At 59.5% G+C, this 20,545-nt stretch carries 17 protein-coding genes; 5 read left to right on the forward strand and 12 right to left on the reverse strand.

Annotated elements, in window-relative coordinates:
* Positions 1-167 precede the first annotated feature (167 nt).
* Both AACY02_RS21800 and AACY02_RS21805 read left to right on the forward strand, forming a co-directional pair.
* Positions 168-854, forward strand: coding sequence for a cytosine permease (locus tag AACY02_RS21800; RefSeq protein WP_339433724.1), 687 nt, complete (start codon positions 168-170; stop codon positions 852-854).
* Between the two features lie 250 nt (positions 855-1,104).
* Positions 1,105-2,205, forward strand: a complete 1,101-nt coding sequence (locus AACY02_RS21805) for a polyamine ABC transporter substrate-binding protein (protein WP_339433725.1) — start codon at positions 1,105-1,107, stop codon at positions 2,203-2,205.
* Between the two features lie 41 nt (positions 2,206-2,246).
* On the opposite strand, the gene AACY02_RS21810 is transcribed toward AACY02_RS21805, so the two are convergent.
* Entirely contained in the window at positions 2,247-3,227 is a 981-nt protein-coding gene (locus AACY02_RS21810) for a TerC family protein (RefSeq protein ID WP_339433726.1), read from the reverse strand.
* 172 nt (positions 3,228-3,399) lie between these two features.
* Complete coding sequence (locus tag AACY02_RS21815) at positions 3,400-4,188, reverse strand: AraC family transcriptional regulator (protein WP_339433727.1); 789 nt, start codon at positions 4,186-4,188, stop codon at positions 3,400-3,402.
* A gap of 84 nt (positions 4,189-4,272) precedes the next feature.
* On the opposite strand from AACY02_RS21815, the gene AACY02_RS21820 reads away from it, so the two are divergent.
* The gene (locus tag AACY02_RS21820) at positions 4,273-5,271 is read left to right on the forward strand and encodes a bile acid:sodium symporter family protein (protein ID WP_339433728.1); all 999 of its coding nucleotides are present in this window, start codon (positions 4,273-4,275) and stop codon (positions 5,269-5,271) included.
* A 403-nt stretch (positions 5,272-5,674) separates the two neighbouring features.
* Here AACY02_RS21820 and AACY02_RS21825 read toward each other — a convergent pair whose 3' ends face one another.
* The 10 genes from AACY02_RS21825 to gloB form a co-directional block, all read right to left on the reverse strand.
* Complete coding sequence (locus tag AACY02_RS21825) at positions 5,675-6,847, reverse strand: cystathionine gamma-synthase (RefSeq protein ID WP_339433729.1); 1,173 nt, start codon at positions 6,845-6,847, stop codon at positions 5,675-5,677.
* Positions 6,844-8,220, reverse strand: a complete 1,377-nt coding sequence (locus tag AACY02_RS21830; protein WP_339433730.1) for a cystathionine beta-synthase — start codon at positions 8,218-8,220, stop codon at positions 6,844-6,846. The genes AACY02_RS21825 and AACY02_RS21830 overlap by 4 nt, the downstream gene beginning before the upstream one ends.
* A 242-nt stretch (positions 8,221-8,462) precedes the next feature.
* Complete coding sequence (fabI, locus tag AACY02_RS21835) at positions 8,463-9,257, reverse strand: enoyl-ACP reductase FabI (protein ID WP_007910591.1); 795 nt, start codon at positions 9,255-9,257, stop codon at positions 8,463-8,465.
* Between the two features lie 19 nt (positions 9,258-9,276).
* Positions 9,277-10,887, reverse strand: coding sequence for an ABC transporter ATP-binding protein (locus tag AACY02_RS21840; protein ID WP_339433731.1), 1,611 nt, complete (start codon positions 10,885-10,887; stop codon positions 9,277-9,279).
* 1 nt (position 10,888) lies between these two features.
* Positions 10,889-11,908 carry an ABC transporter permease gene (locus AACY02_RS21845; RefSeq protein WP_339433732.1) on the reverse strand — a complete coding sequence of 340 codons (1,020 nt, stop codon included), beginning with the start codon at positions 11,906-11,908 and terminating at the stop codon, positions 10,889-10,891.
* 1 nt (position 11,909) lies between these two features.
* Positions 11,910-12,983, reverse strand: coding sequence for a microcin C ABC transporter permease YejB (locus AACY02_RS21850; protein WP_095190979.1), 1,074 nt, complete (start codon positions 12,981-12,983; stop codon positions 11,910-11,912).
* 4 nt (positions 12,984-12,987) lie between these two features.
* The gene (locus AACY02_RS21855; protein WP_339433733.1) at positions 12,988-14,829 is read right to left on the reverse strand and encodes an extracellular solute-binding protein; all 1,842 of its coding nucleotides are present in this window, start codon (positions 14,827-14,829) and stop codon (positions 12,988-12,990) included.
* Positions 14,826-16,658, reverse strand: a complete 1,833-nt coding sequence (locus AACY02_RS21860; protein ID WP_339433734.1) for an extracellular solute-binding protein — start codon at positions 16,656-16,658, stop codon at positions 14,826-14,828. The genes AACY02_RS21855 and AACY02_RS21860 overlap by 4 nt, the downstream gene beginning before the upstream one ends.
* 175 nt (positions 16,659-16,833) lie before the next feature.
* Positions 16,834-18,297: a transglycosylase SLT domain-containing protein gene (locus AACY02_RS21865; RefSeq protein WP_339433735.1), complete on the reverse strand. Its 1,464-nt coding sequence runs from the start codon at positions 18,295-18,297 to the stop codon at positions 16,834-16,836.
* A 99-nt stretch (positions 18,298-18,396) separates the two neighbouring features.
* Positions 18,397-19,164, reverse strand: a complete 768-nt coding sequence (gene gloB, locus AACY02_RS21870) for a hydroxyacylglutathione hydrolase (protein ID WP_339433736.1) — start codon at positions 19,162-19,164, stop codon at positions 18,397-18,399.
* A gap of 66 nt (positions 19,165-19,230) precedes the next feature.
* On the opposite strand from gloB, the gene AACY02_RS21875 reads away from it, so the two are divergent.
* Positions 19,231-19,989, forward strand: a complete 759-nt coding sequence (locus tag AACY02_RS21875; protein ID WP_339433737.1) for a class I SAM-dependent methyltransferase — start codon at positions 19,231-19,233, stop codon at positions 19,987-19,989.
* A gap of 94 nt (positions 19,990-20,083) precedes the next feature.
* Positions 20,084-20,545: a ribonuclease HI gene (gene rnhA, locus AACY02_RS21880; RefSeq protein WP_339433738.1), complete on the forward strand. Its 462-nt coding sequence runs from the start codon at positions 20,084-20,086 to the stop codon at positions 20,543-20,545.

The following is a 20,545-nucleotide window of genomic DNA, read 5'->3' on the forward strand; positions in this document are numbered from 1 at the left end:
TCTGGCCAGACAAGAAACTGGGAGCCGATGGGCACTGTGATGTTGAACCCGGATCGGCAGCAGCAGCAGACCGAGAAAAGAGCGGCATAGTTAGACGGCGACGCGACAACAACCTTGAAAAACGCCGTCATACAACGATAAGAACAGACAAACTCGAGTTCATGCATATGTCCCGGCAAGATCCGTTGATCGAGAATCACACGGTCGACTACGTCCCACTCGCGGAACGCCACGGGAAGGCCCGCGACCTTTTCACCCTTTGGTTCAGCACCAACATTGCGCCACTGCCCATCGTCACCGGCGCCATGGTGGTTCAGGTGTTCCATCTCGACTTGTTCTGGGGGCTGCTGGCGATTGTGCTGGGGCACATGATCGGTGGCGTGGTGATCGCCCTGGCGTCGGCACAAGGCCCGCCCATGGGCATTCCGCACGTGATCCTGGCGGGATGCTGCATGGTCGCACTCGGCGCTTCGGCGGATCTCATTTCCGAGTTCATCGGTTTGATTCTGGCGCTGTTGCTGTTGCTGGTGCCGTGGGCGTCGATCAACCTGATCGACTTTTACCTGATCAAACGCGGCTGCTACGACATCACCTCGATTTTCCGTGCTGACGGTGGCATTTACGGACGCTTCAATCTGCACGCGATCATTGCCTATTTCATCGGCATCGTCGTGCAGTTGCCGTTCGCCAATACTTCACTGTACGTCGGGCCTTACGCCAATCTGGTCGACGGTGCGGATCTGTCGTGGCTGGTTGGCCTGGTGGTGACGATTCCTCTTTATTACTGCCTGGCGACGCGTGGCCAGAGTCAGACCGGGCAGAGCAGGGCGGTCAAGTTGGGTTACACCGACTGAGTTGATCCTCGACCTGACAATGCCCGGCAAAACTGCCGGGCATTGTTGTTTCCGCATCCCGGTGGTCATTCAAATTGGCCATATCGATCCCCTTTTGGCCCATCCCCCACTGTGCTCAGGCGCCGCTGTCAGCAAGAATCAATGCCACAACGAGACGCTGAAACTTTATTACCCTTGGCTACCTTTAAAGCCGCTGCCGTGTACAGAACATAAAAACCATCGACTCACGCCGCATTTTGGGGAAACAACCATGGTCACGATGAAACGCATTCTGGGCGCCACCGTGTGTGGGCTGACGCTGCTGGCCAGCGCCGTTCAGGCCGAGCAGCGCGAGCTGCGCGTCTATAACTGGGCGGACTACATCCTGCCGTCGGTGCCCAAGGATTTCGCCGCGAAAACCGGTATCAAAGTGACCTGGGACACCTTCGACACCAACGAATCGCTGGAAGCCAAACTGCTGACCGGCAACTCCGGTTACGACCTGGTGGTGCCGTCGAACCAGTTCCTTGAAACGCAGATCAAGGCTGGGGTGTTTCAGAAACTGGATAAATCGAAACTGCCGAACTGGAGCCACCAGGATCCGGATCTGTTGAAACTGCTGGGCAAGAACGATCCGGGCAACCAGTACGGCGTGCCTTACATGGTCGGTACCGTGCTGATCGGCTTCAACCCGGCCAAGGTCAAGGCTGCATTGGGCGACAATGCGCCGGTGGACAGTTGGGATCTGGTGTTCAAGCCGCAGAACATGGAAAAGCTCAAATCCTGCGGTGTAGCGATGCTTGATTCGCCGACAGAAATCCTGCCGCTGGCCCTGCATTACCTGGGCCTCGATCCGAACAGCCAGAACCCGGCCGACTATGAAAAAGCCAAGGAGCTGATGCTCAAGGTTCGCCCCTACGTAACCTATTTCAACTCGGCCAAGTACATGACCGACATCGCCAACGGCGACATCTGCGTGGCCATCGGTTACTCCGGCAGCTTCTACCAGTTCGGCAATCGCGCCAAGGAGGCGAAAAACGGCGTAGTGGTTGACTGGCGCTTGCCAAAGGAAGGCGCGCCGATCTGGTTCGACACCTTCGCCATTCCCAAGAGCGCGAAGAACGTCGCCGAGGCCCACGAATTCCTCAACACTTTGCTGGATCCGAAGGTGATTGCACCGATCAGCGATTTCCTCGGTTACCCGAACGCGAACAAGGATTCGATGGCGCTGATCAACAAGGACATCACCGGCAACCCGAACCTGACACCGACCAGCGAAGCGCTGAAAACGCTCTACGTGGTTCAGCCATTGCCGCAAAAGCTTGAGCGCGTCCGCACCCGCGTCTGGACCAGTATCAAGTCCGATAAATAGCAGCACATAACCTTGTGGGAGCAGCTTGCTCCCACATGGATTTACGGAGATTGTTTTTCCGGCGTTTTTTCTCTGGTCATCATCAGGCTCAACAACACTGAGCCCAGAATCACCACACCCACCACCGCCAGCGACCACTCCACCGGCATGTGGAGCCACGGCATCAACGTCATCTTGGCGCCAATGAACACCAGCACAATCGCCAGCCCGTACTTGAGCAGATGAAAGCGCTCAGCCATGTCTGCCAGCAGGAAATACAGCGCCCGCAGGCCCATGATCGCGAAGATGTTCGAGGTGAACACGATGAACGGGTCGGTGGTGACGGCGAAGATCGCCGGGATGCTGTCGACCGCAAACATCAGGTCGCTCGCTTCGATCAACACCAGTACCAGAAACATCGGTGTGGCCCAGCGCACGCTGTTTTGCAGCACGAAAAAGCGCTCGCCATGAAAGTCCTTGGTGATCCGCATGTGCCCGCGGACCCAGCGCAGCAAAGGGTTTTTTTCCAGATCCGGTTGTTGCTCGGCGAACACCAGCATCTTGACCCCGGTGATGATCAAAAACACGCCGAAGGCATACAGCAGCCACTCGAACTGCGACACCAGCCACACGCCGGCAAAAATCATCACCGCACGCATCACGATCGCCCCGAGCACGCCGTACAGCAGCACCCGGCGCTGCAACTCCGGCGGCACGGCGAAGTAGCTGAAGATCATCACGAAGATGAACATGTTGTCGATCGACAACGATTGCTCGATCAGGTAACCGGTGAGGAATTCGAGGGTTTTCTGCCGGGCGATTTCGCCGCCGAACGTGCCGTTCAGGTACCACCAGAGCAACCCCGCGAAACTCAATGCCAACAAGCACCAGGCAATGACCCAGGACAAGGCTTCGCGCACCGAGACGCGATGCGCCTTGCGCCCCCCGAACACAAACAAATCCAGTGCCAGCATGGCGAGTACGAAGACGATGAAGGCGCCCCACATCCAGGGTTCGCCGATATTGATGTTCGTGGCAGGCATGTCGCGCTCCCTGTCTTTGTTGTACGAGCTTTGTTTGAGTGAGGGTCAGACGAGGCCATGCTAGCGACGAGTTTGCGCCAAAGAAAAATCGTTTATTTCTGGGGGAGAGTTCGTAAAAAACGAAGTGTCGGGTCGCAGCGGCGATCTTCTGGAGTCGCTGGCGGTTCGCTGATTAACGAAAAAACTCCCCTGGCGTTTCGCCGAACTGTTGGCGAAACGCCGCGATAAACGCCGAGGTCGAATCGTAGCCACAGGCCAGCGCGACGTCGGTAACGCGTTCACCTTTCTCCAATGGCGTCAGGGCGCCGAGCAGGCGTAAGCGCTGGCGCCAGGCACGAAAGGTCAGGCCGGTATCGCGCAGGAACAGGCGTGTCAGGGTCTTTTCGGTGACGCCGAACTTCTCGCTCCAGTGGCTTAGTGTGGTTTGCTGTTCCGGATGCTGCTCCAGGCTCTGGTAGATCTGCCGCAAACGTGCGTCCTGAGGCAGCGCCAGCATCAGATCAATCTGGGGTGCCTCGGCCAATTGATCGAGGATCACTTGCGCCAAGCGTCCATGGGCGCCGTTCTGGTCGTATTCCACAGGCACCCGGCTGAACGCGCGGATCAGCTCCCTGAGCAAATCGCTGACGCCCAGCACATGGCAATGCCCAACCGCCCAACCGGCGACACTGCAATCGATGTACAGGCTGCGCATCTCGGTGTGCGGTGAGCTGAATACCCGGTGCGGCACGCCGGCCGGAATCCACACGGCGCGCTCCGGCGGCGCAACGAAACGTCCGGCGCTGGTCTGTACTTCGAGCACGCCCTGAATGGCGTAAGACAGTTGCACCCAAGGGTGGCTGTGGCGACGGGTCAGCGCACGATTGGGCAGCGATTCGGTGCGCCCGTACAGTGGGCGCGGCAGGCTGGGCAGCCCGGGAATGCTGCGTCGGATGCTCTTTGTGTGTCCTTTAGGCGGCATCTGCGGGCTCTTCGGCGTTAGTCGGTAATGGCCTGTCACGTTAGAGTCGTCGGCACGCACTGGCAACCCCCGGATGAACACACCATGACGCGCCCACGATTTTTGCCCGACAACTTCACCCTGACGCTGATTGGCGTTGTGTTGCTGGCCAGTTTTCTGCCCGCCAGCGGCCAGGTCGCGGTCGGTTTTGGCTGGCTGACCAACATTGCCATCGCGCTACTGTTTTTCCTCCACGGCGCCAAACTTTCCCGCGAGTCGATCATTGCCGGTGCGGGTCACTGGCGCCTGCATTTGCTGGTGTTCGGCCTGACGTTTGTTCTTTTCCCGCTATTGGGTCTGGCGCTGAAACCGCTGCTGTCGCCGTTGATCGGTGATCAGCTGTACATGGGCATGCTTTACCTGTGCGCCTTGCCAGCCACGGTGCAGTCGGCCATTGCCTTCACTTCGCTGGCGCGGGGCAATATTCCAGCGGCGATTTGCAGCGCAGCGGCGTCCAGCCTGTTCGGGATTTTCCTCACGCCGTTACTGGTGACGTTGTTGCTTGACGTGCAGGGCGACGGCGGTTCGACCCTCGATGCGATCCTGAAAATCAGTTTGCAACTGCTGCTGCCCTTCATTGCCGGGCAGGTCGCACGGCGCTGGATTGGTGCGTGGGTGGGGCGCAACAAAAACTGGCTGAAATTTGTCGATCAAGGCTCGATTCTGCTGGTGGTTTATGGCGCGTTCAGTGAAGCCGTCAACGAAGGTATCTGGCATCAGATCCCAATCGCCGATCTGCTGGGGCTGGTGGTGGTGTGCTGCATCTTGCTGGCGCTGGTACTGGTGGCGTCGACGCTGCTGGGCAAGGCGTTTGGCTTCAGCCAGGAAGACCGCATCACCATTTTGTTCTGCGGCTCGAAAAAGAGCCTGGCCACCGGCGTGCCGATGGCGCAGGTGTTGTTTGCCGGGAGCACCATCGGCGTGCTGATCCTGCCGCTGATGCTGTTCCATCAGATTCAACTGATGGTCTGCGCGGTGTTGGCGCAGCGCTATGCGAAACGGCCGGAGTCGGTGCCGGAATTGATGGCGCAGGTGGATCCGTGATCAAAACCGAACGCCCTGATTTTCTGGGCGCCGCACTCCGTGAGGATGATGTTTGAAGATAGAGCGTTCGCTTCCTTGCAGGCAGCCGCAAGAACCAATCAGTCTAAAAACACTCATCCGTGCTCGCGTCGCTTTGCTAGGCTCAAAGATGTAGGCGAAGACGCAGACTGATGCGCAAGCGGATAGCAAGGGGACGTGGGGCGCGTTCCGAAGGGTACACGGTTAGAAAGATCTCCGCGCTGAGATCCAGCCCTTACGCCGTGTGAAGCAGCCGAGACCGTACCTTTTCAATTTGGTCCGGTACTGTGAGAAGCCTGATAAACCTTGTAAGCCAGAGACCAGCACTGGCCGCCTACTCGAATACCAAAGCCCGCATCGTGCGGGCTTTGTCGTGCTTGCCGGACTAGATTTTCGTCAGTGCTTGGGCCAGATCGGCGCGCAAGTCCTCGATGTCTTCGACACCGACGGACAAACGCACCAGCCCATCACCAATGCCCAGTTTTGCGCGGGTTTCAGGTGGAATGGTGGCGTGGGTCATGATCGCCGGATGCTCGATGAGGCTTTCGACGCCGCCGAGGCTTTCGGCCAGGGCGAAGATCTTCACGGTTTCCAGAAAACGCCGCGCACCGGCCAGATCGCTGTTCAAGTCCACGGCGATCATCCCGCCGAAGCCGCGCATCTGTCGCTTGGCCAGTTCGTGCTGCGGGTGGGATGGCAGGCCCGGGTAATAAACACGCTTGACCTGCGGCTGATGCTCCAGCCACTGCGCCAGATCCAGCGCATTGCTGCAATGACGCTCCATGCGCAGCGCCAGGGTTTTCACCCCGCGCAACGTGAGAAACGCATCGAACGGCCCGGCGATCGCGCCGACCGCATTCTGCAAAAAGCCCAAACGCTCGGCCAGTTCGGCGTTCTGCCCGACGACCGCGATGCCGCCGATCACATCGGAGTGACCGTTCAGGTACTTGGTGGTCGAGTGCAGCACAATGTCGAAACCCAGCTCCAGCGGCCGCTGGATATACGGGCTGGCGAAGGTGTTGTCGGCAACCGTGATGATCCCGCGGGCCCGGCAGAGGCGGGCAATGGCGGCCAGATCCGACAGGCTCAGCAATGGGTTGGTCGGTGTTTCGACCATGACCATACGCGTGTCCTCCTGCAGCGCCGCTTCGAACGCTGAGAGGTCGGTCAGATCGACGTAGCTGAAACGATGCCCGGCGCTGCGTTGACGCACCTTGTCGAACAGCCGGAAGGTGCCGCCGTACAGGTCGTTGCCGGAAATGACGTGTGAACCCGCGTCGAGCAATTCCAGTACCGTGGAGATCGTCGCCAGCCCGGAAGCGAACGCAAATGCACGGGTGCCACCCTCCAGATCCGCCACGCAGCGTTCCAGCGCAAAGCGCGTCGGGTTGTGCGAGCGGCCGTAGTCAAAACCCTTGTGCACGCCGGGGCTGTCTTGCAGGTAAGTGGAGTTGGCATAAATCGGCGGCATCAGCGCGCCGGTGGTCGGGTCCGGTTCCTGCCCGGCATGGATCACCCGGGTCGCGAAACCTTGGGCATTCTTGTCGTGCTGACTCATGCGAGGGATCTCCGTAATTGGTTAAGCATGTCGGTGCGGGTGATCAGGCCATGAAAGCCTGAAGCATCGGCGATGATTGCCACGAGGCCGCGGCTGAGCACTGATTCCAGCTCAGCGAGGGGCGCACCGGGGGCGAGGGTTTGCAGTTTGTCGGTCATCACGCTGGAGACCGATTGGCTGAAGCGAGCGGCATCTTCGTGAACGGCCAGCAGGATGTCCGATTCGTCGATCACGCCGACCAGCTCCTTTCCTTCAACCAGTACCGGCAACTGCGAGACATCCGCCAGGCGCATGCGCTGGAACGCGGTCAGCAACGTGTCGCCGGGGCCGACGCTGATCACCCGGCCGTCCTCGAAACGCCGTGCGATCAGATCGCGCAAGTCGCCGTAGCCCTTGCGCTGCAACAGGCCCTGATCGGTCATCCACTGATCGTTGTAGACTTTGGACAAATAGCGCGTGCCGGTATCGCAGACGAAACTCACCACGCGTTTCGGTTCGGTCTGTTCGCGGCAATAACGCAAGGCCGCTGCGAGCAGGGTACCCGTCGACGAGCCGCCGAGTATGCCCTCGGCGCGCAGCAATTGGCGGGCGTGATCGAAGCTTTCTTCATCGCTGATCGAGTAGGCGTGGCGGACGCTGGAGAGGTCGGTGATCGACGGAATGAAGTCTTCGCCAATGCCTTCAACCGCCCAGGAACCGGGTTTGGGCAGCGTGCCGTCGCGGCTGTATTGAGCCATCACCGAGCCCACCGGATCGGCCAGAACCATCTCCAGATCCGGTTGCACGCGTTTGAAGAAACGGGTCAGTCCGGTCAGCGTGCCGGCCGAACCGACGCCGACCACAATCGCATCCAGATCATGCTCGGTCTGCGCCCAGATCTCCGGCGCGGTGCTGCACTCATGGGCCAGCGGGTTGGCCGGGTTGTTGAACTGATCGGCGAAAAACGCGCCGGGAATGTCTTTCGCCAACCGCGCCGCGACGTCCTGGTAATACTCGGGATGACCCTTGCCGACATCCGAGCGGGTGATGTGCACCTCGGCACCCATGGCTTTCAAGTGCAGGACTTTCTCGGTGGACATTTTGTCTGGCACCACCAGCACCACGCGATAACCCTTGGCGCGGCCGACCAGTGCGAGGCCCAGCCCGGTATTGCCGGCCGTGGCTTCGACAATCGTGCCGCCGGGTTGCAGGCGACCATCACGTTCGGCGGTGTCGATCATCGCCAGGCCGATGCGGTCCTTGATTGAGCCGCCGGGGTTTTGTGATTCAAGTTTGAGAAACAGCGTGCATGGCCCGGTATTGAAGCGGGTGACTTGTACCAGCGGTGTATTTCCTATCAGCCCAAGGACGGCGGGGCGGGATTCCTTTGACATTCTTCACCTCTTGTTGGTGATGGATCGCGTTCCGTTCGCGAGGAAAAGCCTCGTTTGCAACATAGGCCCGGACAGACTTGCCCGCAACCTTTGAACAGTCTCATCGGGAAAGTGCTGACCGGGCTCAGGCCATAACGAAAAATGCTCCGCATCTTTCGATACGGAGCATTTTTTTGAGCACTTAGCCGATTGCCAGGTTTTCACGCCATCTGAATTGGCGTTTTTTATCGGCTAACCGAAGATCACTCTTCGATGTTGCCCATGGCGGTGGTGTTGAAACCGCCGTCCACGTACATGATTTCACCGCTGATGCCCGACGCCAGATCGGAGCACAGGAAGGCGCCGGCGTTGCCGACTTCGTCGATGGTGACGTTGCGACGCAGTGGGGTTTGCGCTTCGTTGGCGGCCAGCATCTTGCGGAAGTTCTTGATGCCGGAAGCGGCCAGGGTGCGGATCGGACCAGCCGATACGCAGTTGACGCGGGTGCCGTCCGGGCCCAGGGAACCGGCCAGATAACGCACGCCCGCTTCCAGCGAAGCCTTGGCCATGCCCATCACGTTGTAGTTCGGCATGGTGCGCTCTGCGCCCAGGTACGACAGGGTCAGCAGGCTGCCGTTGCGGCCTTTCATCATTTCGCGGCCAGCTTTGGCCAGGGCCACGAAGCTGTAGGCGCTGATGTCGTGAGCGATGCGGAAACCGTCACGGGTGGTGGCTTCGGTGAAGTCGCCGTCCAGTTGATCGCCCGGGGCGAAACCAACGGAGTGGACGATGCAGTCCAGGCCGTCCCACTTCTTGCTCAATGCTTCGAAGACCTTGGCGATTTCTTCATCGCTGGCCACGTCGCACGGGAAGCACAGCTCAGGGCTCGAACCCCAGCCTTGGGCGAATTCTTCGACACGACCTTTGAGTTTGTCGTTCTGATAAGTGAAGGCAAGCTCAGCGCCCTCGCGATGCATGGCGGCAGCGATGCCGGATGCGATGGACAGCTTGCTGGCGACACCGACGATCAGTACGCGCTTACCGGCGAGAAAACCCATGTGTTGCTCCTCTTTCAGGTTATTGCGCAGTGGCTGGTGCCAAAAAAGCGGCTTCCAGCAACTGCTGTGTATACGGATGTTGAGGGGCGGCAAAGATACTTTGCGCGTCCCCCTGTTCGACCACTTGGCCATGCTTGACCACCATCAACTGGTGGCTCAGCGCTTTGACGACAGCCAGATCATGGCTGATGAACAAATACGTCAGGTTGTACTTGGCTTGCAGTGAACGCAAGAGCTCCACCACTTGCCGCTGCACCGTCCGGTCGAGCGCCGACGTCGGCTCGTCCAAAAGGATCAGCGCCGGTTTGAGCACCAAAGCCCGGGCAATGGCGATTCTCTGCCGTTGCCCACCGGAAAATTCGTGGGGGTAGCGGTGCCGGGTTTCCGGATCCAGACCTACCTCCTTCAATGCCGCAATAATCGCCGCTTCCTGCTCGGCGGCGGTGCCCATCTTGTGAATCCGCAGGCCTTCGCCAACGATGTCGCTCACGCACATTCGTGGGCTCAGGCTGCCAAACGGGTCCTGAAACACCACCTGCATCTCCCGACGCAACGGACGAATCTCGTTCTGCGTCAGGCAGTCTAGCTGCTTGCCTTCAAAGCGGATCGCGCCTTTGCTGCCGATCAGCCGCAAAATCGCCAGACCCAGCGTGGATTTACCTGATCCGCTTTCGCCAACAATCCCCAGCGTCTGCCCCTGAGGCAAGCTGAAATGGATACCATCGACTGCCTTGACGTAATCCACCGTGCGCTTGAGCAAGCCTTTCTTGATCGGAAACCAGACTTTCAGGTTCTCGACTTCAAGCAGCGGCGCCCCGATTTCATTGGTCGCCGGGCCTCCGCTGGGCTCTGCGCCGAGCAATTCCCGAGTGTACGGGTGCTGCGGCGAACGGAACAGCTCTTCGCACGATGCCTGTTCGACGATGCAACCGCGCTGCATGACACATACGCGATGCGCAATTCTTCGCACAAGGTTCAAATCGTGACTGATCAGTAGCAGCGACATGCCCAATCGCGCCTGAAGCTCCTTGAGCAAATCGAGGATTTTCAGCTGAACGGTCACGTCCAGGGCGGTGGTCGGTTCGTCCGCGATCAGCAGTTCCGGCTCATTGGCCAGGGCCATGGCGATCATCACCCGCTGGCGCTGGCCACCGGATAATTCGTGGGGCAGGGCCTTGAGGCGCTTGTGGGGCTCGGGGATGCCAACCATCTCCAGCAATTGCAGCGTGCGCTGGGTCGCGACTTTGCCGGTCAGGCCCTTGTGGATGCCCAGCACCTCGTTGATCTGCTTCTCAATCGAATGCAGTGGGTTGAGCGACGTCATCGGCTCCTGAAAGATCATCGCGATGCGGTTCCCGCGGATGTGACGCAGGGCCTTTTCGCTCAGGCTCAGCAGACTTTTCCCGGAGTAATTGATGCTGCCGGCCGGATGGCGGGCCATCGGGTAGGGCAGCAAGCGCAGAATCGAATGCGCTGTCACCGATTTGCCCGAGCCGGATTCGCCGACCAAGGCCAGGGTTTCGCCGCGCTTGATGTCGAAACTCACACCTTCGACGACCCGGTGTACGCGCTCACCGAAACCGAATTCGACGGCGAGGTCGCGCACTTCGATCAGATTGTCCTGACTCATTTCACTTCCTCGGGTCGAAGGCATCGCGAGCGGACTCGCCGATAAACACCAGCAAACTCAGCATCAGCGCCAACACGGCGAAGGCACTGATGCCCAGCCACGGCGCTTGCAGGTTGGATTTGCCCTGAGCGACCAGTTCACCCAGCGACGGACTGCCGGCCGGCAAGCCGAAACCCAGGAAGTCCAGCGCGGTGAGGGTGCCGATGGCGCCGGTGAGGATGAACGGCATGAAAGTCATGGTCGAGACCATGGCGTTGGGCAGGATGTGGCGGAACATGATCGCGCCGTTCTGCATGCCCAGTGCCCTGGCTGCGCGCACGTACTCGAGGTTGCGGCCACGGAGGAACTCGGCACGTACCACGTCGACCAGACTCATCCATGAAAACAGCAACATGATCCCCAGCAACCACCAGAAATTGGGCTGGACGAAGCTGGCGAGAATGATCAGTAAATACAGCACCGGTAAACCCGACCAGATTTCCAGAAAACGCTGGCCGGCCAAATCGACCCAGCCGCCGTAGAAGCCCTGCAGGGCCCCGGCAAGTACGCCGATGATCGAGCTGAGTACGGTCAACGTCAGGGCAAACAGCACCGAGATACGGAAGCCGTAAATCACCCGCGCCAGCACATCGCGGCCCTGATCGTCAGTGCCCAGCAGGTTGTCCGCCGACGGTGGGGCCGGGGCCGGGACTTTCAGGTCGTAGTTGATGCTTTGATAGCTGTACGGAATTGGCGCCCACAGCACCCAAGCCTTTTTGGCTTCGAGCAGTTTGCGGATGTACGGGCTCTTGTAGTTGGCTTCCAGCGGAAATTCGCCGCCGAAGGTGGTTTCCGGGTAGCGCTTGATTGCCGGGAAATACCAACTGTTGTCGTAATGCACCACCAGCGGTTTGTCGTTGGCGATCAGCTCGGCGCCCAGGCTCAGCCCGAACAGGATCAGAAACAGCCACAGCGACCACCAGCCACGTTTGTTGGCCTTGAACAATTCGAAGCGGCGGCGGTTGAGAGGGGACAGGTTCATCTCAATGCTCCCGGCTTTCGAAGTCGATGCGCGGATCGACCAGGGTGTAGGTGAGGTCGCCGATCAGTTTCACCACCAGCCCCAGCAGGGTGAAGATGAACAGGGTGCCGAACACCACCGGGTAATCGCGGTTGATCGCCGCTTCAAAACTCATCAGGCCCAGGCCGTCGAGGGAAAAAATCACTTCCACCAGCAACGAGCCGGTAAAGAAGATGCCGATGAACGCCGACGGGAAACCGGCAATCACCAGCAGCATGGCGTTACGGAACACATGGCCGTAAAGCACGCGATGGCGGGTCAGGCCCTTGGCCTTGGCGGTGACCACGTATTGCTTGTTGATCTCGTCCAGGAAGCTGTTTTTGGTCAGCAGGGTCATGGTCGCGAAGTTACCGATGACCAGCGCGGTCACCGGCAATGCCAGGTGCCAGAAATAATCGAGGATCTTGCCGCCCAGGCTCAGCTCATCAAAGTTGTTCGAGGTCAGCCCCCTGAGCGGAAACCAGTCCAGATAACTGCCGCCGGCAAACACCACGATCAACAGAATCGCAAAGAGGAACGCGGGGATCGCGTAGCCGACGATGATTGCCGAACTGGTCCAGACGTCGAAATGGCTGCCGTGTCGTGTGGCCTTGGCGATCCCCAGCGGGATTGACACCAGGTACATGATCAACGTGCTCCACAGCCCCAGGGAGATCGACACCGGCATCTTTTCCTTGATCAGGTCGATGACCTTGGCATCGCGGAAAAAACTGTCGCCGAAGTCCAGCGACGCGTAGTTCTTGACCATGATCCATAGCCGTTCCGGCGCCGATTTATCGAACCCGTACATGTGCTCGATTTCTTTGATCAGTGCCGGGTCCAGGCCTTGCGCGCCGCGATAGGAGGAGCCCGCCACCGACACTTCGGCGCCACCGCCGGCAATGCGGCTGGTGGCGCCTTCGAAGCCTTCGAGCTTGGCGATCATCTGCTCCACCGGCCCACCGGGCGCGGCCTGGATGATCACGAAGTTGATCAGCAAAATGCCGAACAGGGTGGGAATGATCAGCAGCAGTCGCCGAAAAATATACGCCAGCATCTGATTACTCCGTGCCCGCAGGGTCGGCTTGCAGTTGGGTTTCGATTTCTACGGCTGGCTTCGTTTCCGGCTTGACCCACCAGGTATTAATGCCGATGTCGTACTTGGGGGAAACTTTCGGGTGACCGATGTGGTTCCAGTACGCCACGCGCCAGGTCTTGATGTGCCAGTTGGGGATCACGTAGTAGCCCCACTGCAACACGCGATCCAGCGCACGGGCGTGTGCGACCAGGCTTTTGCGCGAATCGGCATTGATCAGGCTCTCGACCAGTTGATCGACGATCGGATCCTTCAAGCCCATGGTGTTGCGGCTGCTGGGCCGGTCGGCGGCGGCGCTCATCCAGAATTCGCGCTGTTCGTTACCTGGCGAATTGGACTGTGGGAAGCTGCCGACGATCATGTCGAAGTCGCGCGAACGCACACGGGTGATGTACTGCGAAACGTCGACGCGACGGATCACCAGATCAATGCCCAGGTCGGCGAGATTGCGCTTGAACGGCAGCAGCACCCGTTCGAATTCGGTCTGGGCCAGCAGAAACTCGATCACCACCGGTTTTCCGGTGGCATCGACCATTTTGTCGTCCACGACCTTCCAGCCCGCTTCTTGCAGCAGTTGATAGGCCTCGCGTTGCTGAGCGCGAATCATGCCGCTGGCGTCAGTCTTGGGGTTTTCGAAGGCTTCGCTGAACACCTGGGCCGGCAGCTTGCTACGCAATGGATCAAGAATGGCCCGTTCTTCGGCGTCGGGCAGGCCGGTGGCGGCCATTTCCGAGTTCTCGAAATAACTGCGTGTGCGCACGTAGGCGCTGTTGAACAATTGCTTGTTGGTCCATTCGAAATCGAGCAAAAGGCTCAATGCACGACGTACCCGTATATCCTGGAATACCGGACGACGCAGGTTGTAGACGAAGCCTTGCATGCCGGTCGGGTTGCCGTTGGGGATCTGCTCCTTGATCAATCGGCCTTCGATGACGGCGGGGACGTTGTAGGCGTTGGCCCAATTCTTCGCGGTCATTTCCAGCCAGTAATCGAACTGGCCAGCCTTCAGCGCTTGCAGTGCGACGGTGTTGTCGCGGTAGTAGTCGGTGGTCATCGAGTCGAAGTTGTAGAAACCACGATTGACTGGCAGGTCCTTGCCCCAGTAGTTCTTGTCCCGTTCATAACGCACGGAACGGCCAGCGTTCACTTCGGCCACTTTGTAGGGGCCGCTGCCCAGCGGGATTTCCAGATTGCCCTTGGTGAAGTCGCGACCGGCCCACCAGTGTTTTGGCAGCACCGGCAACTGGCCGAGGATCAACGGCAATTCACGGTTGTTGGTGTCCTTGAACTTGAACAGGACTTTGAGCGGGTTCTCGGCAATGACTTCGGCAACGTCTTTGTAGTAGCCGCGAAACAGCGGTGAACCTTCCTTGGTCAAGGTCTGGAAACTGAACACCACGTCGTCGGCGCGCACCGGGTGGCCATCACTGAAGTGTGCTTCGGGGCGCAGGTAGAAACGCACCCAACTGTTGTCCGGAGCCTTTTCGATCTTGCCGGCGATCAGCCCGTACTCGGTGAACGGCTCATCGAGGCTGTGCTTGGTCAGGGTGTCGTAGATCTGGCCGATGTCATCGGCCGGCACACCTTTGCTGATGAACGGGTTGAGGCTGTCGAAGCTGCCGAATCCGGCCTGACGGAAGATTCCGCCCTTGGGCGCGTCGGGGTTCACATAGTCGAAATGCTTGAAATTGGCCGGGTATTTGGGCGGCTCGTTGTACAGGGTCAGTGCGTGTTGCGGCGCAGCGCAGGCCAGCCCGGCAAACAACAAGCCGCTGGCCTGCACGATCAGGGCGCGGAAAGGTTTCATTGATCTTTCTCCGAAGATTTCAGCCACCACGCGCTCAGGCCCAGGGTGTAGGGCGGCGTGGTGACGAAGGCCAACCGGCTACGGTAGGCCAAACGGTGATAATTGAGGTACCAGTTGGGAATGCTGTAGTGCTGCCACAGCAGCACACGGTCGAGTGCCTTGCCGGCGGCGATTTGTTCATCGCGGGTGCGTGCGGCGAGCAATTGTTCAAGCAGGTGATCGACCACCGGGTTGGCGATGCCGGCGTAATTCTTGCTGCCCTTGACCCCGGCCTGACTGGAGTGGAAATACTGCCATTGCTCAAGGCCCGGGCTGAGGGTCTGGTTGAGCGTCATCAGGATCATGTCGAAATCGAACTGATCCAGACGTTGTTTGTACTGGGCACGATCCACGGTGCGCAGGCGGGCGTCGATGCCGATGCTGTTGAGGTTTTCGATGTACGGCTGGAGGATGCGTTCCAGATTCGGGTTAACCAGCAACAGCTCGAAGCTCAGTGGCTGCCCGGCGGCGTTCTGCAAACGCTGGCCATTGAGCTTCCAGCCAGCCTCGGCGAGCAGTGCCAGGGCTTTACGCATGGTTTCTCGAGGAATACCACGCCCGTCGGTCCGCGGCAGCGTGAACGGCTCGGTGAACAGTTTGGCCGGCAGTTGATCCTTGTAGGGCTTGAGCATCAGCCATTCATGCCCGATCGGCAGGCCGCTGGCGGTGAATTCGCTGTTGGGGTAGTAGCTGGCCGTGCGTTTATAAGCGTCGCTGAACAAGGCGCGGTTGGTCCATTCGAAGTCGAACATCAAGCCCAGGGCTTCGCGGGTTTTGACGTCGGCGAACGTCGTGCGCCGGGTGTTCATGAACAGGCCCTGGCTCTGGGTCGGGATCTGATGCGGGATCTGTGCCTTGATCACGTCGCCGCGGCGTACTGCGGGGAAGTTGTAGCCGTTGGCCCAGTTCTTCGCCTGATGCTCGATGTAGATGTCGAACTCACCGGCCTTGAAGGCCTCGAACGCCACGTCGCTGTCGCGGTAGAACTCGACCTCCATGCGATCGAAGTTGTATTTGCCGCGATTGACCGCCAGGTCCTTGCCCCAGTAATCCTTGACCCGCTCGAAAATCAACTGCCGACCCGGCGTCACCGAGGTGATTCGGTATGGCCCGCTGCCCAGAGGTGGTTCGAAGGTGGTGGCCTTGAAGTCGCGGTCTTTCCAGTAATGTTGCGCCAGCACCGGCAATTCACCGAGGCGCAAAATCAATAGCGGGTTGCCGGAGCGTTTGAGCACGAAACGAATGCGCTGCGAGTTGAGGATGTCGACCCGCAACACCTCCTGAAGGGCCGTGCGATACAGCGGATGGCCTTCTTTGAGCAACAAGCGGTAGGAGAACGCCACGTCGTAGGCAGTGATCGGCGTACCGTCGTGGAAACGCGCTTGCGGGCGCAGATTGAATACCACCCAGCTGCGATCTTCGCTGTACTCCACCGATTGTGCGATCAGTCCATAGCTGGACGCCGGCTCATCACCGGACGGCGAGTATTGGCCAGTACCGACCATCAACGGCTCATTCAGCTCGTTGATGCCGTATTGGAGAAAATTCGCGGTAGTGACCGGGCTGGTGCCTTTGAATGTGTATGGATTGACCGTATCGAAGGTGCCGAACGCCATCACCCGCAACGTACCGCCCTTGGGCGCTTGCGGGTTGACCCAGTCAAAGTGGGTAAATCTGGCCGGGTACTTGAGCGTGCCGAATTGCGCATAACCGTGACTTTCGGTAATCGTCGCGCTTGCGGGTGAGCTCAAGGCCAGGCTGATCAGGAGCAGGAGGAGGGGACGCTTCAAGTCAGATCCGATCCAGGCGGCTGGGGCTTTGTGGGCCGTACAGTAACAGCTTGTATGGACAGGAAAAAGATAGCGGCTTAATGCTGTGTTAATACAAAAAAAGATCGCAGCCTTCGTCAGCGCCTGTCGGGGTCAATGCAGGCGCTGACGATGGCTGCGATCTTTTGATATCAAATCAATGCGGCTGATAAACCGTGAGCATCTGCCCAGGCTTCAAGGCCTTGCCAGTGCCCGGATTCCAGCGCTTGAGGTGCTGCATTTCAACGTTGAAACGCTTGGCCACCCTGTACAGCGAGTCGCCTTGCTTGACCTTGTACTGGGTCCGCTGCTTGCTGGTGTTTTTGCCTTTGGTCTTGCTGTTGGCGGCGACAACGGTATTGACCCGGCCACTGCTGCGCGAAGGGCTGCGCCTGGTGGTGTCCCGCATGACCAGGGTCTGGCCGATCTTGAGGTTATGGCCGGTCAGTTTGTTCCAGCGTTGCAGGTCCTTCACCTGGACCTTGTTGGCCTTGGCAATGGAACCGAGGTTGTCTCCACGCTTCACGCGATAGGCGCGCTTGAGCTGGGCCACTTCGCCAGGGTCGGCACCGTCGAATACCGGCTTCAACGAACGAGGACTCATCAGCTCTTCAGGTCGCATGGTCTGCAGGCTGGCGGTCAGCAGTTGCGCCTTGGACGTAGGCACCAGCAGATGCTGAGGACCGTCGATGGTGGTGCGCTGCTTGAAGGCCGGGTTGAGCTGGAACAGTTCGTCTTCGTCGATGTTGGCAACGGCAGCGACCTTGGACAGGTCCATGCGGTGGTTGATTTCGACGACCTGGAAATAGGGTTCGTTGGCGATCGGGTTGAGGTTCACACCGTAGGCTTCCGGCGTCAGCACCACTTGCGACAGTGCGAGAAGCTTTGGCACGTACGCCTGGGTTTCCGCTGGCAATGGCAGGTTCCAGTAATCCGTTGGCAGGCCGAGTTTCTCGTTGCGCTCGATCGCGCGGCTGACCGTGCCTTCACCGGCGTTGTAGGCCGCGAGGGCCAACAACCAGTCACCGTTGAACATGTCGTGCAGGCGGGTCAGATAATCCAGCGCCGCCGTGGTCGAGGCGGTGATGTCTCGACGGCCATCGTAGAAGCGGGTTTGACGCAGGTTGAAGTAACGCCCGGTGGAGGGGATGAATTGCCAGAGGCCCACCGCATTGGACCGAGAGTAGGCCATCGGGTTGTAGGCGCTCTCGATCACTGGCAGCAAGGCCAGTTCCAGCGGCATGTTGCGTTCTTCGAGGCGTTCGACGATGTAGTGAATGTAGAGGCTGCCGCGTTCGCCGGCATTTTCGAGGAAAGAGGGATTGCTGGCGAACCACAGGCGCTGCTGCTCGATGCGCGGGTTCACGCCCAGGCCATCCTGCAACTGGAAGCCTTCGCGCATGCGCTCCCAGACATCCTGAGGCGCCTGTTGGCTGGCCTTTTCGGTCAGCCAGATCGGCTTCTGTTTGGCTCGCGCAGCGATGTTCGGCGTATGGGTCGCTTCAGTCTGCGGTGCATGGCTGGAGCAGCCCGCCAGCGTGGCGGACACAGCCACCGCGATGGCTTGCGCCAAGCGGGTCAATGCGTCTGAATTGACGGACTTACGTATTGATGACGACATTGGCTGGAAGTAAGTTCCGGGCAAAAATGTCGGGCGATTCTAGAAAGCACACCCCCTGAGGTCAACCTTTCAGAATTTTTGTACCAAGCGGTGAGGTACTTAGAACTTATCTTTCCAGGCCCGCAGAGCCGCAAAAACCTCACTCGGCGCCCGGTTTTGAGCGCCTTCCCGTTCGTCCACTTTTTGTGTAACCAATCTTTCTCCGGTGCGCAAAAAGGGATTCGTGAGTTTTTCAAGGGCCAGGGTCGAAGGCAGGGTCATGACGTTGTTCTGCCGTTGCTGAATGACTTTTTCCAGACGAGCGGCGATGTCCGGGTTGCTCGGCTCGACCGCTGCGGCGAACTTGAGATTGCTCAGTGTGTATTCATGCGTGCAATAGACCAGCGTATCTTCCGGTAAAGCGGCGAGGCGGCTCAGCGAGTGGTGCATCTGCTGCGGCGTGCCTTCGAACAACCGGCCGCAACCAGCGGCGAACAGGGTGTCGCCGCAGAACAGCAAACCGTGGTGGTAATAGGCAATGTGTCCCAGTGTGTGACCGGGCACCGCGTAGACATCGAAGTCCCAGCCGAGCACGTTGACGGTGTCGTTGTCATTGAGCGCCACATCCCGCGCTGGAATGTTTTCGCTGGCCGGGCCGTAAACGGTTGCGCCGCAGGCGTTCTTCAAGCGCTCGACGCCGCCGACGTGGTCGTGGTGATGGTGGGTGATCAGAATGTCGCTCAACACCCAGCCCGGATGGGTAGCAAGCCACGCCTGGACCGGCGCGGCATCGCCCGGATCGACCACGGCACAACGCTGGGTACGGTGATCCTGTAACAACCAGATGTAGTTGTCGGTGAAGGCGGGCAGGGCACTGATCTGTATCATCGTCGGAATTCGCCAAGCGGAAAACATTGGCGCATCTTAGTGGTTCCTGGCGCGTTGGAGAATGACATGACCGATAAAGCGTTCGCTCAGGCTGATCCGGACTGGCTGGCGTTGATCAGCGCCGCCCGTGAATGGCTGTCGAGCCCGATCGGGCAATTTCTGCTGGATGAAGAGCGGCGCATGCTCGAAGACGAGTTGGGTCGCTTTTTTGGGGGCTACCTGGTGCATTACGGCCCGTCCGCCGACAATCCGCCCTCGGCACCGCAGGTGCAGCGCAACGTCCGTCTTGGTGCGCCATTGCCCGGTGTCGAGATCGTCTGCGAAGAGCAAGCCTGGCCGCTGAGCGAGCATGCCGCCGACGTGGTGGTGATGCAGCATGGGCTGGATTTCTGTCTGTCGCCCCACGGCCTGTTGCGTGAAGCGGCGAGCAGCGTGCGCCCCGGCGGGCATCTGCTGATCATCGGCATCAATCCCTGGAGCTCTTGGGGTTTGCGTCACGTATTCGCCCATGACGCCTTGCGCCAGGCTCGCTGCATCTCGCCCTCACGGGTTGCCGACTGGCTCAATCTGCTCGGCTTTGCGCTGGAGAAACGCCGCTTCGGGTGCTATCGTCCGCCGCTCGCGTCGCCCAAGTGGCAGGCCCGTCTGGCGGGTTGGGAACGCAAGGCCGGTGACTGGCAGCTGTCGGGCGGCGGCTTCTACTTATTGGTGGCGCGCAAGATTGTGGTCGGTCTGCGACCGGTGCGCCAGCAACGTCGCGAACCGATGGGCAAGCTGATTCCGCTGCCGATGGCCAAGGTCAATCGTCGCCGTATCGAACCGTAAACCTTCTTTTTCTAAGTGGCCGGACTCGCTCCGGCCGCGGCCATCATCGATCCACGATGGGTGGGGCCACGCATTTTTTTCTGGATAGATTGGCATGAGCGAAAGCGTCGATAGCGTAGAACTTTTCACTGACGGCGCCTGCAAGGGCAACCCCGGACCGGGCGGCTGGGGCGCGTTGCTGGTATGCAAGGGCGTCGAAAAGGAACTGTGGGGCGGCGAAGCCAATACCACCAACAACCGCATGGAGCTGCTTGGTGCCATCCGTGGCCTCGAAGCATTGAAGCGTCCGTGCGAAGTGCTGCTGGTGACCGACTCGCAATACGTGATGAAGGGCATCAACGAGTGGATGGCCAACTGGAAAAAGCGCGGCTGGAAAACCGCTGCGAAAGAGCCGGTAAAGAACGCCGATCTGTGGAAAGAGCTGGATGAACAAGTCAATCGCCACAAGGTCACCTGGAAGTGGGTGCGTGGGCACATCGGCCATCACGGCAACGAACGGGCTGACCAGTTGGCCAACCGTGGTGTAGACGACGTGCGCGGCTACAAGCAGACCTGA

Origin of the sequence: Pseudomonas sp. EA_65y_Pfl2_P78 (assembly GCF_963970495.1) — a bacterium.
Classification (GTDB): domain Bacteria; phylum Pseudomonadota; class Gammaproteobacteria; order Pseudomonadales; family Pseudomonadaceae; genus Aquipseudomonas; species Aquipseudomonas baetica_A.